Source organism: Vibrio cholerae ATCC 14035 (assembly GCF_000621645.1).
Lineage (GTDB): Bacteria > Pseudomonadota > Gammaproteobacteria > Enterobacterales > Vibrionaceae > Vibrio > Vibrio cholerae.
Window position 1 is genome coordinate 1 of record NZ_KK211322.1, and the last position, 14827, is coordinate 14827.

The 14827-nt window shown below is 46.7% G+C and carries 12 protein-coding genes; 9 read left to right on the forward strand and 3 right to left on the reverse strand.

The window, feature by feature from the left end:
* A partial coding sequence (locus tag T411_RS0115690; protein WP_027694913.1) for a transketolase-like TK C-terminal-containing protein occupies positions 1–1134 on the forward strand: 1134 nt, incomplete at its 5' end.
* 71 nt (positions 1135–1205) lie between these two features.
* Here T411_RS0115690 and T411_RS0115695 read toward each other — a convergent pair.
* Positions 1206–2102 carry a LysR family transcriptional regulator gene (locus T411_RS0115695; RefSeq protein ID WP_001153532.1) on the reverse strand — a complete coding sequence of 299 codons (897 nt, stop codon included), beginning with the start codon at positions 2100–2102 and terminating at the stop codon, positions 1206–1208.
* Between the two features lie 144 nt (positions 2103–2246).
* Between T411_RS0115695 and T411_RS0115700 the strand changes: the two genes are divergently transcribed.
* The 5 genes from T411_RS0115700 to mscS all read left to right on the forward strand — a co-directional run bounded on the left by T411_RS0115700 (position 2247) and on the right by mscS (position 9085).
* Positions 2247–4205 (forward strand): ligand-gated channel protein, encoded by a 1959-nt coding sequence (locus T411_RS0115700; RefSeq protein ID WP_000086051.1) that lies wholly within the window; start codon positions 2247–2249, stop codon positions 4203–4205.
* A gap of 151 nt (positions 4206–4356) precedes the next feature.
* On the forward strand, positions 4357–5382 hold the full coding sequence (epd, locus tag T411_RS0115705; protein ID WP_000946626.1) for an erythrose-4-phosphate dehydrogenase: 1026 nt from the start codon (positions 4357–4359) through the stop codon (positions 5380–5382).
* A gap of 148 nt (positions 5383–5530) precedes the next feature.
* Positions 5531–6694, forward strand: coding sequence for a phosphoglycerate kinase (locus tag T411_RS0115710; protein ID WP_000111267.1), 1164 nt, complete (start codon positions 5531–5533; stop codon positions 6692–6694).
* A 155-nt stretch (positions 6695–6849) separates the two neighbouring features.
* Positions 6850–7926, forward strand: a complete 1077-nt coding sequence (fbaA, locus tag T411_RS0115720) for a class II fructose-bisphosphate aldolase (protein WP_000034368.1) — start codon at positions 6850–6852, stop codon at positions 7924–7926.
* Positions 7927–8221: 295 nt separating this feature from the next.
* Entirely contained in the window at positions 8222–9085 is an 864-nt protein-coding gene (gene mscS, locus T411_RS0115725) for a small-conductance mechanosensitive channel MscS (RefSeq protein ID WP_000896746.1), read from the forward strand.
* A gap of 63 nt (positions 9086–9148) precedes the next feature.
* On the opposite strand, the gene T411_RS0115730 is transcribed toward mscS, so the two are convergent.
* Positions 9149–9784, reverse strand: coding sequence for a LysE/ArgO family amino acid transporter (locus tag T411_RS0115730; RefSeq protein WP_001104702.1), 636 nt, complete (start codon positions 9782–9784; stop codon positions 9149–9151).
* 164 nt (positions 9785–9948) lie between these two features.
* Here T411_RS0115730 and T411_RS0115735 point away from each other — a divergent pair, with 164 nt between their 5' ends.
* Both T411_RS0115735 and T411_RS0115740 read left to right on the forward strand, forming a co-directional pair.
* Complete coding sequence (locus T411_RS0115735; RefSeq protein ID WP_001214481.1) at positions 9949–10845, forward strand: LysR family transcriptional regulator ArgP; 897 nt, start codon at positions 9949–9951, stop codon at positions 10843–10845.
* Between the two features lie 100 nt (positions 10846–10945).
* Positions 10946–11641 (forward strand): oxidative stress defense protein, encoded by a 696-nt coding sequence (locus T411_RS0115740; RefSeq protein WP_000764703.1) that lies wholly within the window; start codon positions 10946–10948, stop codon positions 11639–11641.
* A 535-nt stretch (positions 11642–12176) separates the two neighbouring features.
* Here the strand turns inward: T411_RS0115740 and pykF are convergent.
* A complete protein-coding gene (gene pykF / locus T411_RS0115745; RefSeq protein WP_000751457.1) occupies positions 12177–13589 on the reverse strand; it encodes a pyruvate kinase PykF in 1413 nt (470 codons plus the stop codon).
* A gap of 427 nt (positions 13590–14016) precedes the next feature.
* Here pykF and T411_RS0115750 point away from each other — a divergent pair, with 427 nt between their 5' ends.
* Complete coding sequence (locus T411_RS0115750; protein WP_001906605.1) at positions 14017–14787, forward strand: DeoR/GlpR family DNA-binding transcription regulator; 771 nt, start codon at positions 14017–14019, stop codon at positions 14785–14787.
* Positions 14788–14827 lie beyond the last annotated feature (40 nt).

Consider the following 14827-nt stretch of genomic DNA (forward strand, 5'->3'; position numbering starts at 1 on the left):
GACATCTACGCAGCGTGGGATGCAAAACAAGCAGGCGCAAGCAAAGAAGCCGCTTGGAATGAGAAATTCGCCGCTTACGCGAAAGCTTACCCAGCCGAAGCTGCTGAATACAAACGCCGCGTAGCGGGCGAGCTGCCAGCGAATTGGGAAGCCGCAACCAGCGAGATTATCGCTAACCTGCAAGCTAACCCTGCCAACATCGCATCGCGTAAAGCATCACAAAATGCGCTGGAAGCGTTCGGCAAACTGCTGCCAGAATTTATGGGTGGTTCTGCTGACTTGGCGCCTTCTAACCTCACCATGTGGTCTGGCTCTAAGTCACTGACAGCAGAAGATGCGTCAGGCAACTACATCCACTACGGTGTGCGTGAGTTTGGTATGACGGCCATCATCAACGGTATCGCGCTGCACGGCGGTTTTGTCCCTTACGGTGCAACCTTCCTGATGTTTATGGAATACGCGCGTAACGCGATGCGTATGGCAGCACTGATGAAAGTGCAAAATATCCAAGTGTACACGCATGACTCTATCGGTCTGGGTGAAGATGGCCCAACTCACCAACCAGTTGAGCAAATCGCTTCTCTGCGTATGACACCAAACATGAGCACATGGCGCCCATGTGACCAAGTGGAATCGGCAGTGGCTTGGAAACTGGCCATCGAGCGTAAAGATGCGCCATCTGCGCTGATTTTCTCGCGTCAAAACCTTGCGCAGCAACCACGCAGCGCAGAGCAAGTCGCGAACATCGCTAAAGGCGGTTACATCCTGAAAGATTGTGCAGGCCAACCTGAGCTAATTCTGATTGCAACAGGCTCTGAAGTGGAACTGGCGGTTGCCGCTTACGAGCAACTGAGCGCCGAAGGTAAAGCGGTTCGCGTGGTCTCTATGCCATCGACCGACGCATTTGATAAGCAAGATGCAGCCTACCGTGAAGCCGTTCTGCCATCTGCAGTCACCAAGCGTATCGCGATTGAAGCGGGCATTGCCGACTTCTGGTACAAGTATGTTGGCTTTGGTGGTCGCATCATCGGTATGACTAGCTTCGGCGAATCTGCGCCAGCCGGTGAGCTGTTCAAACTGTTTGGTTTCACCACTGAAAATGTGGTGAAGCAAGCCAAAGAACTGCTGGCGTAATTAAAAGCGATTTATTTCTTTGTTACGCAAAGAAAAATCGATGATAAAAAATCCCGCTGCGGCGGGATTTTTTATTGCCACTCATCGGGCCTTGCTTGGCGGAGCGCATCAATAAATAGGCGCAGCCGAAGTGGGTGACGACCGAGCGGATAGAAGCAGTTGATTTCTGTTGGCTGTGATTGCCATCCGTTGACGCAAGGAATGAGGCTGCCCGGATGCGCCGTTTCAAAACCATTGGCAAACCAAGTGGGAAGCAAACCAATACCACGACCTTTAGCAATCGCATCGGCTTGCATGGCAAGATTATCGCTTTGTAAACGACTCTCTAGTGCTGGCAGTGAATAACTGCCGAACTCTGGATGGTGCAGTTCAAGCTCCGCGCGCCGACAAGCAATAAAATCAATCCATGGGTGATGAATCAGCTCACGAGGATGGGTCGGTTTATCTCGATGGGCCAAATATTTGGGAGAGGCGTAAGTGGCATAGCGCCAATAGCCTAAGCGTTCTTTGCGATAACCCATGGGGGCGGCGTGTTCAATCCAAATGATCAAATCGGGCTCAAACACCTCATCACTGTGTTGAAACTGGCTGAGTAGACGGATCTTCAATGTCGAATGCTGCTGCATAAACTCATCCAATACTTGGCTGAGCCAGCCGCGGATCAAATTGGGGTGTACCACCAGCGTGAGTTCGCCAGTCACTTGATTGTTCAATTCTTGCAACGCTTCCTGACTTTTATTGGCCAGTTCAAGTAGTTGCTCCGAGTAAACCGCAAACACTTCTCCTGCTTTGGTGAGCGTTAAGCGGTTGCCTTGACGCATCAACAAGCTTTGTCCCAAGTCCTCTTCAAGTTGCGCCAAACGGCGACTCAGGGTGGATTTAGGCTGTTCAAGCGCTTTGGCAGCGGCAGTCAGGCTCTTATGTTGGCAAAGCGCATGGAAAGCTTTTACGGCGCTGAGATCTTGCATAGGTATTTGACCCTTAAAGAATAATTACCACAGACGTTCCATATTTGGACCGAACTATTCCATGTGTCGATCTATCTCCAGTACAGAATATATGAATAATCCGCTTCTGAAATTAAGAATAATTATCATTTAAAGGAGTGGTAAATGTCCAGATTCAATCCATCCCCCGTCAGTTTATCTGTGACACTAGGCTTAATGTTTTCGGCTAGCGCTTTTGCTCAAGACGCGACGAAAACGGATGAAACCATGGTGGTCACTGCGGCGGGATACGCGCAAGTGATTCAAAATGCACCAGCCAGTATCAGTGTGATTTCAAGAGAAGATCTGGAATCTCGCTATTACCGTGATGTGACCGATGCGCTAAAAAGCGTACCGGGTGTGACAGTCACCGGAGGGGGCGATACTACCGATATCAGCATTCGTGGTATGGGATCAAACTATACTCTTATCTTGGTGGATGGTAAGCGCCAAACCTCACGCCAGACCCGTCCAAACAGCGATGGCCCGGGCATTGAGCAAGGTTGGTTACCGCCACTGCAAGCGATTGAACGTATCGAGGTGATCCGTGGCCCGATGTCTACGCTGTACGGCTCGGATGCGATTGGCGGCGTGATCAACATCATCACTCGTAAAGATCAGCAGCAGTGGTCAGGCAATGTGCAGCTATCGACCGTGGTACAAGAAAATCGCGCCTCAGGCGATGAACAAAGCGCTAATTTCTTCGTAACAGGACCTTTAAGTGATGCTCTATCGCTGCAAGTCTACGGACAAACCACGCAACGCGATGAAGACGAAATTGAGCATGGTTACGGCGATAAATCACTGCGCAGCTTAACCTCAAAGCTCAACTACCAGCTTAATCCAGATCATCAACTGCAACTGGAAGCCGGTGTATCAGCCCAAGATCGCGAAAATAACGTGGGCAAGTCGGCGCAATCCAGCGGATGTCGCGGTACATGCAGCAATACCGATAACCAGTACCGTCGCAACCATGTTGCCGTCTCTCACCAAGGGGATTGGCAGGGTGTTGGGCAGTCTGATACTTATCTGCAATATGAAGAGAACACCAATAAATCTCGTGAGATGAGCATTGATAATACGGTGTTCAAATCCACGTTAGTGGCTCCTATTGGTGAGCATATGTTGAGCTTTGGTGTGGAAGGTAAACACGAAAGTTTAGAGGATAAAACCTCCAACAAAATTTCGTCTCGCACGCATATCTCGAACACTCAATGGGCGGGATTCATTGAAGATGAATGGGCGCTCGCAGAGCAATTCCGCCTGACCTTTGGTGGCCGTCTGGATCATGATAAAAACTACGGCAGCCACTTCAGCCCACGTGTGTATGGCGTATGGAATCTCGATCCTCTATGGACAGTAAAAGGTGGTGTTTCTACTGGCTTCCGTGCACCGCAATTACGTGAAGTGACGCCGGATTGGGGGCAAGTTAGTGGCGGCGGTAATATTTACGGCAACCCGGATTTACAGCCTGAAACTTCGATTAACAAAGAACTGAGTTTGATGTACAGCACTGGCTCAGGTCTGGCGGCATCGTTAACCGCTTTCCATAATGATTTTAAAGATAAAATCACCCGCGTCGCTTGCCCTGCAAATATTTGTACTGCCGGCCCCAACCAATGGGGTGCAACTCCTACTTATCGTGTGAATATTGATGAAGCGGAAACCTATGGTGCAGAAGCTACGTTAAGTCTGCCGATTACCGAAAGCGTTGAGTTATCGTCTAGCTACACGTACACCCATTCGGAGCAAAAATCAGGGAATTTTGCTGGCCGTCCGCTACTGCAGTTACCTAAACATCTGTTCAATGCCAACTTGAGCTGGCAAACCACAGATCGCCTCAATAGCTGGGCTAACCTCAACTATCGTGGTAAGGAGATGCAGCCGGAGGGTGGGGCATCGAACGATGATTTCATCGCGCCAAGCTACACCTTTATCGATACTGGCGTGACTTACGCACTCACCGATACCGCAACGATTAAAGCTGCGGTGTACAACCTGTTTGATCAAGAGGTGAATTACGCGGAGTATGGCTATGTAGAAGATGGCCGCCGCTACTGGTTGGGTTTAGACATCGCCTTCTAATTGCTAGAGGTTCAGAGGATTGGCGGCAGCGCCAATCCTCTGTTTGTTTTGCGATCGGCGGTGGAATCATTTATTGCACAGGATCGCCGTGCCAAAGCCTAGAGTATCGGTTACTATTGCCAACCAATCTGAGAGCGATAGGCGAGATACGATGCTGAGGGTAGCAATTAACGGCTTTGGGCGCATTGGGCGTAATGTGTTACGCGCTGTGTATGAAAGTGGTAAACGTGACCGCATTCAAGTGGTTGCGGTGAACGAGCTTGCCAAGCCAGATGCGATGGCACACCTCCTGCAGTACGATACGAGCCACGGTCGCTTTGGCAAAAAAATCAGCCATGATCAGCAGCATATCTATGTTCACCATCAAAATGGTGAGTATGACTCAATCCGCATTCTGCATCTTTCGGAAATTCCTCTCTTACCTTGGCGTGATTTAGGCGTGGATTTAGTCCTCGACTGCACAGGTGTGTATGGTTGCCAAGAGGATGGTCAGCAACATATTGATGCGGGCGCGAAGTTAGTTTTATTTTCCCATCCTGGTGCTAGCGATCTCGACAACACCATCATCTATGGCGTGAATCATGAGACGCTCACTGCTGAGCATAAAATCGTCTCTAACGGTTCTTGTACCACCAACTGCATTGTGCCCATCATCAAGGTATTGGATGACGCATTCGGCATTGATTCTGGCACCATCACCACCATCCATTCCTCGATGAACGATCAACAAGTGATTGATGCGTATCATAATGACTTACGACGCACACGAGCGGCCAGTCAATCTATCATTCCGGTTGATACTAAGTTGCATAAAGGTATTGAAAGAATATTTCCGAAATTTTCTAACAAATTTGAAGCGATTTCGGTGCGTGTACCAACAGTAAATGTGACCGCGATGGATTTAAGTGTCACAATTAAATCAAATGTGAAAGTTAATGACGTAAATCAAACCATTGTGAACGCATCTCAGTGTACATTACGTGGCATTGTTGACTATACTGAAGCGCCTTTGGTTTCCATCGATTTTAACCACGATCCGCACAGCGCGATTGTGGATGGGACGCAAACGAGAGTCAGTAACGGGCAGTTAGTAAAAATGCTCGTTTGGTGTGATAACGAATGGGGCTTTGCCAACCGGATGTTAGATACCGCATTGGCAATGCAGGCCACGCAGTAGCGGCTAAGCATGCACTTCAAATCAGGTTTGAACATTGAAACCCGAAGGACGCATCCCCATATCGGTGAACAGCTAAGATTTTACCGACTCGGCAGGGTCGCCGAGTTGCAGAATTTTCATTTCTTTAAATAGTTTGAGAGGACAAATCATGTCTGTAATCAAGATGATTGACCTGGATCTTGCAGGTAAACGCGTATTTATCCGTGCTGACCTGAACGTACCAGTAAAAGACGGCAAAGTGACTTCTGATGCACGTATCCTTGCATCACTACCTACCATTAAGCACTGCTTGGAAGCGGGCGCGAAAGTAATGGTCACTTCTCACCTAGGTCGTCCAACGGAAGGTGAGTACGCTGAAGAGTTCTCTCTACTGCCTGTGGTTAACTACCTGAACGATGCTCTCGATTGCGAAGTTCGCCTAGTGAAAGATTACCTAGACGGCGTTGAACTGAACGCAGGTGAACTGGTTGTTCTGGAAAACGTTCGCTTCAACAAAGGCGAAAAGAAAAACGAAGAAGCGCTGTCTAAGAAATACGCGGCACTGTGTGACGTATTCGTGATGGATGCGTTTGGTACTGCGCACCGTGCTCAAGCTTCTACTCACGGTGTTGGTATGTTTGCTCCTATCGCGTGTGCAGGCCCTCTACTGGCTGACGAACTTGAAGCGCTAGGCAAAGCGATGGACAAACCAGCTCGCCCAATGGTAGCTATCGTTGGTGGTTCAAAAGTATCAACTAAGCTGACTGTACTTGAGTCACTGTCAAAAATTGCTGACCAACTGGTGGTTGGCGGTGGTATCGCGAACACTTTCATCGCTGCAGCGGGTCACAACGTAGGTAAGTCTCTGTATGAAGCTGACCTTGTTGAAACAGCGAAAAAACTGATGGAAGAGTGCGCGATTCCTGTGGCGACTGACGTAGCTTGTGCCAAAGCTTTCGATGAGAACGCAGAAGCCGAAATCAAACACGTTTCTGAAGTTCAAGATGACGACATGATTTTCGACTTGGGTCCAAACTCGACGGCTGAACTGGCTGAGATCCTGAAAAACGCGAAAACTATCCTGTGGAACGGCCCAGTAGGCGTATTCGAATTCAAGAACTTTGAAGCGGGTACTCGTGGTATCGCAGAAGCGATCGCACAATCAGAAGGCTTCTCTGTTGCAGGTGGCGGTGACACGCTAGCGGCGATCGACAAGTTTGGCATCAAAGCCGATGTTTCTTACATCTCTACTGGTGGCGGCGCGTTCCTTGAGTTCGTTGAAGGCAAAAAACTGCCTGCAGTAGAAATGCTGGAAGCACGCGCTAAAGCGTAATAATCGAATGAGAGCGGGGGGAAGACTCCCGCTTTCTTGTTTGCTGCACGGCGAGCATTTGTTTGGTAGAATGCCGCGATTGGTGAGCAAACGTTTGCAAGAATTGAAACTTACCGTTTTTATTTTTTAAAACGACAGAAAATAGGATTCCATCCATGTCTAAGATCTTTGATTTTGTAAAACCTGGTGTTATCTCTGGTGATGACGTACAGAAAGTTTTTGAAGTAGCAAAACAAAATGGCTTTGCACTTCCAGCAGTAAACTGTGTAGGTACTGACTCTGTAAACGGCGTTCTAGAAGCAGCAGCAAAAGTGAAAGCGCCTGTTATCGTGCAGTTCTCTAACGGCGGCGCAGCATTCTTTGCTGGTAAAGGTCTGAAACTTGAAGGTCAACAAGCACAAATTCTGGGCGCGATCGCGGGTGCGAAATACGTTCACACTGTAGCGGAAGCTTACGGCGTTCCAGTGATTCTGCACACTGACCACGCAGCGAAAAACCTACTACCTTGGATCGACGGTCTGCTAGACGCGGGTGAAAAACACTTCGCAGAAACCGGCAAACCACTGTTCTCTTCACACATGATTGACCTGTCTGAAGAGTCTCTGGAAGAGAACATCGAGATCTCTGCAAAATACCTAGAGCGCATGGCGAAAATGAACATGACTCTGGAGATCGAACTGGGTTGTACTGGCGGTGAAGAAGATGGCGTTGATAACTCAGATATGGATTCTTCTGAGCTGTACACTTCTCCAGAAGACGTGGCATACGCTTACGAGAAACTGAACGCAATCAGCCACCGTTTCACTATCGCGGCTTCTTTCGGTAACGTACACGGCGTTTACAAGCCAGGTAACGTGGTTCTGACTCCAACTATCCTACGTGATTCTCAAAAATACGTTTCTGAGAAGTTTGGTCTGCCAGAAAACTCTCTGAACTTCGTATTCCACGGCGGTTCAGGTTCTTCTCTGGAAGAAATCCGTGAGTCAATCTCTTACGGCGTGATCAAAATGAACATCGATACTGATACTCAGTGGGCAACATGGGATGGTATTCGTCAATACGAAGCGAAAAACCATGACTACCTGCAAGGTCAAATCGGTAACCCAACCGGTGAAGATGCACCGAACAAGAAGTACTACGATCCACGCGTATGGCTACGTGCTGGTCAAGCAGCCATGGTTGCTCGCCTAGAGAAAGCGTTCTCTGATCTGAACGCGATCGACGTACTGTAATTCGTATTTCGAATTCGATTGAATGAAGAAACCCGCCAAGTGCGGGTTTCTTTTTTATGCAGTCTCAGTGGGATGGGTAGCAGAGAGATCGAATATTGTTTAACCTGTAACGGGAGCGTAGCAATTATTACGTAACCTTCTGTTTTGTCATTATTTACCAAACTTTGACTTTGCGAAGCGTTAAGTATGCGCTATTTTGCCAAAATTCTGACTTTTGGTGGTTTATTTGAGTGGGATGTTTATCATTTCTCATTATTTCCGCTAATTTTTTGATTACTTGTAAGAGGAATACACTATGGCTGGTGAATCGATTGGTGTTGAAGTGCCTATCGTCGAAAGTTTTAACCAAGTGAATACTTGGTTAACCAATAATTCGGATCTTTTGATTCAGTACGGCGTGAATGTGATTTCCGCTATTCTGATCCTATTTATCGGTAACCTTGTGGTTAAAGGGGTTGCAGGTAGTGTGGCGAATGTATTGAAAAAGAAAGAGATGGATAAGGCTGTCGTAGACTTTATCCACGGTCTTGTTCGTTACACGCTGTTTATTATTGTGTTGATTGCGGCGTTGAGTCGTATTGGTGTGCAAACTGCGTCGGTTGTCGCTGTGATTGGTGCTGCGGGTCTGGCCGTTGGTTTGGCTCTACAGGGTTCGCTGTCTAATTTTGCAGCCGGTGTACTGATTGTGGCATTCCGCCCATTCAAATCCGGTGATTATGTAGAAATTGGTGGCGTCGCCGGCTCGGTTGATTCTATCCAAATTTTCCAAACTGTCCTGAAAAGCCCAGATAATAAAATGGTTGTGGTACCAAACTCGGCGGTCATTGGCGGCGCTATTACTAACTATTCACGTCACGAAACGCGTCGTGTCGACATGGTGATTGGGGTTTCTTACAAGTCTGATCTGCAGAAAACCAAACGTGTTCTGCGTGAGACGCTGGAAAAAGATCCTCGTATCCTCAAAGATCCAGATATGACAATTGGTGTGCTGACTTTGGCGGATTCATCAATCAACTTTGTGGTACGTCCATGGTGTAAAACTGCGGACTACTGGGCGGTGTACTTTGATTCAATGCAAGCGATCAAAGAAGCGCTGGATGCCAATGGTATCGAAATTCCATTCCCACAAATGGATGTGCATCTGAACAAAATCAATTAATGGTTTTGCTATATACAAAATACCAAAGCGGAGTGTTTACTCCGCTTTTTTGTCGGTAATAGCTTAATTTAACCAGTGATTGAGATATAAGTTCTTAGTCAACGCGAAGGCAATAATGAACATCATCGCGGCGACTGCCATATCAATCACTTGTCTGACTCTAGGTTTAGAGAGTGTGGTGCTCAATTTTGCTGCTCCGAGTGAAAGAGTAAAAAACCACACGAATGAGGCGAGAATGGTACCAATCGCAAATGAGATACGCTCATCACCTTGGAATTGGCCTCCGATTGACCCTAAGATCACCACGGTATCCAAATAGAGATGCGGGTTAAACACAGTGACCGCAAAGGCACCAAAAATGACCGCTTTACGTCCTGCAGCCATCGGATTTGCCGTGGATTCAGATGCTTGGGGCGGTTTGAGCGCAGCACGCAAAGAAAGAAACCCATAACCACACAGAAAAAGAATTCCAGCCAAAGTGACACCAATTAACAAGCTGGTATTTTGCGAGATGAGAGCACCACCGCCAAAAATCCCCAGCGTGATAAAAATCATATCCAGCACCCCACAAGTGGCTGCGGTGGTTAAGTGGTGATGACGTTTAATCCCTTGATTTAATACATAAGCATTTTGAGCACCAATGGGAATAATCATGGTCGCTCCCAAGCTGAATCCTTGTAGCAGAATCCACCAGTTCATTTTTTACCTCATACCGCATGATTGGAGTGTGATTTCGTTCCGATTTGAAGTTGCAACGTCAGATCGAAGGGATAGGCTGAGCAAGATAATAATTTGAGGTGGATAAGTATAATTAATGATTTTAATATCATATTAACAAGGCTAATGAATAGATAAGGAAAGCAATGCGTGGTCTGGATTATCGGTGGATTGAAGCTCTAGATAGTGTGGTGAGTAAAGGCAGTTTTGAACGAGCGGCTGAGCAGCTCTTTATCTCCCAATCTGCTGTATCACAACGGATTAAACAGTTAGAAAAATACTTAGCTCAGCCAGTGTTGATCCGTGAGCAGCCACCAAGGCCAACCTTGGTTGGCAAAAAGTTGCTTGGGCTCTATCGCCGAGTCTGTTTAATCGAACAAGAGTTGGTTCCGGAGTTGACGAACCAAGAGCATGTTCGCCCGGTTTCTATGTCGATTGCGACCAATGCAGATAGTCTAGCCACTTGGTTGTTACCGGCGCTGGATAAGGTAATGAAAAGCCGCCAAGTGGAATTGAATCTGGTGATTTATGGTGAGTCACGTACCCTCGATAAGCTCAAAAATGGTGAAGTGGTCGGTGCAATCAGTTTGGAGCCACAACCGATCACTGGGTGTAGCGCTGAGTATTTAGGCCAGATGGAGTATCTGTGCGTCGCAAGCCCAGAGTTCTATCAAAAATACTTTGCTAAGGGGGTCACCCCGCGTTCATTAATCAAAGCGCCTGCGGTGTCTTACGATCAATATGACGAATTGCACAATAAATTCTTATGGGATTACTTTGCTGTACTACGTGATAAAGTCATCAACCACACGGTTGGCAGCTCAGAAGCTTTTGTCCGTTTAGCGCTTTCTGGCGCGGCTTACTGTTTGATCCCACGTTTGCAGATCATTTCGGAATTGGAAAGCGGTGCTCTCATCAATATGACGCCTGATTTTATGCTGTCATATCCGATTTTTTGGCATCATTGGCAGCTTGAAACGGGCGTCTTACTTGAAATTAGCGACGCGATCACCGCTTATGCGAAAAGCGTACTACCTCAATAATTGACCGAGTCAAAGTTGTGTAATTTTTATGCGTAGAGACTGAATCTATGCACTGCTTCGCTTATGATGTGGGCAGTCGATGACATTAAGGATCGAAACGATGAAATTATTTGCACCGGTGGTTTTACTGCTCTCTGTTCTTTCAAGCCCTACCTTTGCACAGGAATGGGATTTTCCACATATTTCGACTTCAGGTTATGGTGAAGTGACTGCTGTACCTGATATGGCGGAGTTTTCCGTGAAGGTTGTTGAATCGACAATGAATGCGGAACAAGCGAAAGCGGCAGTGGATAAGGCGGTAACGGAATTCACCTCAAAATTGGTGAAATCCGGTGTCGCACAGCAGAATATCTCGAGCTCAAATCTGTACATCAACCCGCAATATCACTATCCAGCAAACGGTAAGCCAGAGTTAGTGGGCTATCAAGCTTCTCGCTCGATTACCGTCAGGGTCGAAGAGGTGAGTAAGCTGAATCAGTATCTGGATATCGCGTTAGAGTCTGGTATCAATCAAGTCAATAGCATTCAATTGAAGGTGCGTGATCAAGAGAAATACCAGCAGCAAGCGCGTATGGCGGCGATTGAAGATGCCAAGCTCAAAGCTCAGTCTCTAGCTAAGGGATTTGAGCGCCGCTTAGAAGGCGTTTGGCGGATAGACTACAACACGCCAAGTGTTGAGCCGATCATGATGCGAGCGGCGAATCTAAGCGAAAAAATGGATGTGGCAGATACCTATCAAGAGTCTTCCTTGGTGATTCGTGATCGAGTGGATGTGGTATATAAGTTGGCACCATAGCCAATGTTAAGTCAGCATAATGATGAAGAGTGGGGGCGACGAAAGTCGCCCCTATTTGCTGATTTTTATTCATATTTTATACAAAGCCGCTTTTTCGAGATGAGCGAACTTTTTCTATCTTATTGTATTTATTTTAAAAATTGCCGTTTGTCATTTTTTCATTACAGCTAGACTAAAGTCTAATATTGCTGATTTATTGAGCTAGACTGAGTAATAAGTAAACTACTGACCTTTTCATCAATAATGCTCATTGATTGAAAGAAAGTGACAGTTACTTTCTGTGGTGCTTAGGCATAGGGAATCAAACACACTGAGCAACTGAGAGGCAGTGTATGTTGAATCATCTTCTGGTCAGACTAACGATTGGCTGTTTGTTGGTATTAGGCATTAAGCTCAGCGCACTTTATTTTCTACCTATGGTGCTTTTGCTCAATACTCATCACAAAGAGTTTTTCGGGTGGTAATAAAAAACGGAGCCCATTGGGCTCCGTTTTTATATCGTATTCAGCGAGGCAAGGCCGTCGCATTCATCCGATTACAGTACGTGTACTGATGCAGTGTTCGTTGTGCCAGAAGCAACCAGTGCGCCTGAAACCATCACTACGATGTCGCCTTTCTTGCCAAGGCCAGATTGCAGCGCAATCTCTTTACCTAGGTGGTAGAAAGCGTCAGTGTTGTCAATCGCGTCAACCACAACTGGCGTTACACCTTTAGAAAGCACTAACTGAGCTGCTGTTTTCTTGTTGGTGGTGACTGCAATAATGTTAGCCGTTGGGAAGTACTTACGAACTGAACGAGCAGATTTACCCGCTTCAGTTGCTACGATGATCAGTGGCGCTGCCAGTTTCTCTGCGGTGTCTACTGCACCTTTACATACGGCTTCAGTGATACGTAGACGTGGGCTGTCTAGGCGTGAACCCAGTTCTGCTTTCAGTACAGGGTCAGTACGCTCAGCAATTTGCGCCATGATCTTCACCGCTTCAACTGGGTACTTACCTTTTGCTGTTTCGCCAGAAAGCATTACAGCATCAGTACCATCCATGATCGCGTTCGCAACGTCGCCCGCTTCTGCGCGAGTTGGACGTGGGTTCTTGATCATTGAATCCAGCATTTGCGTCGCCGTGATAACCACTTTACGTGCACGGTTACATTTCTCGATCATCATCTTTTGAGCGAAGATAACTTCTTCTGCTGGGATTTCTACACCTAGGTCGCCACGTGCAACCATGATGCCGTCAGACAGCTCAAGGATCTCATCGAAGTTGTCCAAGCCTTCTTGGTTTTCGATTTTAGAGATGATTTGAATGTTTTGACCGCCGTGAGAAGCTAATACTTCACGGATTTCTTTCACGTCAGAACCTTTACGGATGAAAGAGGCAGCAACGAAATCAACGCCTTGCTCACAACCAAATTTCAGGTCGTTTTTGTCTTTTTCAGACAGCGCTGGCAGATTGACAGAAACGCCTGGCAGGTTAACACCTTTGTTTTCACCCAGAGCGCCGTTGTTCAGAACTTTACACTTCACTTCAGTGTCAGTGGTCGCCAGTACTTCCATCTCTATAAGACCGTCGTCAACCAGAATACGGTTGCCCACGTTCAGGTCTTTTGCAAAACCAGAGTAAGTGACTGCTACGCGCTCTTTGTTACCAACAACTTTCGTGTCAGTTGTGAAAGTGAACTCTTGGCCAGCGACCAGATCCACATCGTCACCGTTTTCCAGCTTGATAGTACGGATCTCTGGACCTTTAGTATCCAGTAGGATCGCCAGTTGTTTACCGGTCACTTCCATCACTTTACGGAAGTTAGTGATACGAGTGCCGTGTTCAACGTAGTCACCGTGAGAGAAGTTGAGACGCATAACATTCATGCCAGCGTTTACAAGCTCAGTCAGTTTCTCTACAGACTCAGTTTTTGGGCCAATCGTACATACGATTTTGGTCTTTTTCATGGAAGAGTTTCTCCGATAAACAAAATGATTTTGAAGTTGGTGGTGGTTTTGAAGTGTTCTCGGCGGTAGCAACTTTATTTCGTCAATTGCCAAGTCTAGCTCACGAGTTCACAGCACTCCAAAACTGAAAGTCTTTCAACAGATTTAGTCATTTTATGACTGACTGTTTGATCAAAAATTTCAGAAAAATCGCCAGTTAGCGGCAGTATGGCGCGGACTATGGGCGTTATTTTTACTCAATTCTGTAATTTTTTTTCTTTTCGAGGCCGAATTCTACCACTGAATGACAGTAATATCACTGTCTAAGAATTGTCTTAGGACAAGGTTTTAGCGTGAAATATTAATTTTTTGGATCGAAATAAATGGACTTATTTGTTTCGTTTTAACTATACTTCGTTTCGATTCGTAACTTTAATTGTGTTTTATAATGTCGAAACGAAATACACAACTGAGAAGGCACACAATAGTTAAGCTGGTTAATGAACAAGGTGAGGTGAGTGTTGAGGCTCTCTCTTCTCAGTTTGAAACATCAGAAGTGACTATTCGCAAAGACTTAGCTTCTCTTGAAAAAAATGGCCAATTGCTGCGTCGCTATGGTGGTGCTATCGCATTACCGAAAGAAGTGATGCACGATGAATTGAATGAAAAAGTTTCAGTTCGAAAGATTTCTCTGGCTAAAGCTGCAGCGAAACTAATCCGTGATCATAATCGGATTGTGATTGATAGTGGCAGCACCACGGCGGCGTTAATTCAGCAACTGAATGACAAGCGAGGGCTGGTCGTGATGACCAACTCATTGCATGTCGCGAATGCACTCAATGAATTAGAAAATGAACCCACACTGCTGATGACTGGCGGTACTTGGGATACCCATTCTGAATCCTTCCAAGGCAAAGTCGCAGAATCGGTACTGCGCTCTTACGATTTTGACCAGCTGTTTATCGGTGCTGATGGCATCGATCTTGACCGGGGGACGACCACGTTCAATGAGCTGGTTGGGCTTAGCAAAGTGATGGCTGAAGTCTCGCGTGAAGTGATCGTGATGATTGAGTCAGACAAAGTGGGCCGCAAAATTCCGAACTTAGAGCTGAGCTGGGACAACATTGATGTCTTAGTCACAGATCATGAATTGAGTGACGAATTTGCCAAACAAATTGAATCTCACCAAGTGCGCGTGATCCGTGCAACCGTGAAATAAAAATCCCTTAGCGCGACTTATTAAGTCAGGGCGCGACAGT

Coding starts and splice junctions, on each gene's coding strand:
- T411_RS0115740 (WP_000764703.1), top strand. CDS start 10,946: ATGAAATTATTTGCACCGGTGGTTTTACTGCTCTCTGTTCTTTCAAGC.
- T411_RS0115750 (WP_001906605.1), top strand. CDS start 14,017: ATGTCGAAACGAAATACACAACTGAGAAGGCACACAATAGTTAAGCTG.
- epd (WP_000946626.1), top strand. CDS start 4,357: ATGCTGAGGGTAGCAATTAACGGCTTTGGGCGCATTGGGCGTAATGTG.
- T411_RS0115695 (WP_001153532.1), bottom strand. CDS start 2,102: ATGCAAGATCTCAGCGCCGTAAAAGCTTTCCATGCGCTTTGCCAACAT.
- pykF (WP_000751457.1), bottom strand. CDS start 13,589: ATGAAAAAGACCAAAATCGTATGTACGATTGGCCCAAAAACTGAGTCT.
- T411_RS0115710 (WP_000111267.1), top strand. CDS start 5,531: ATGTCTGTAATCAAGATGATTGACCTGGATCTTGCAGGTAAACGCGTA.
- T411_RS0115700 (WP_000086051.1), top strand. CDS start 2,247: ATGTCCAGATTCAATCCATCCCCCGTCAGTTTATCTGTGACACTAGGC.
- fbaA (WP_000034368.1), top strand. CDS start 6,850: ATGTCTAAGATCTTTGATTTTGTAAAACCTGGTGTTATCTCTGGTGAT.
- T411_RS0115730 (WP_001104702.1), bottom strand. CDS start 9,784: ATGAACTGGTGGATTCTGCTACAAGGATTCAGCTTGGGAGCGACCATG.
- T411_RS0115735 (WP_001214481.1), top strand. CDS start 9,949: ATGCGTGGTCTGGATTATCGGTGGATTGAAGCTCTAGATAGTGTGGTG.
- mscS (WP_000896746.1), top strand. CDS start 8,222: ATGGCTGGTGAATCGATTGGTGTTGAAGTGCCTATCGTCGAAAGTTTT.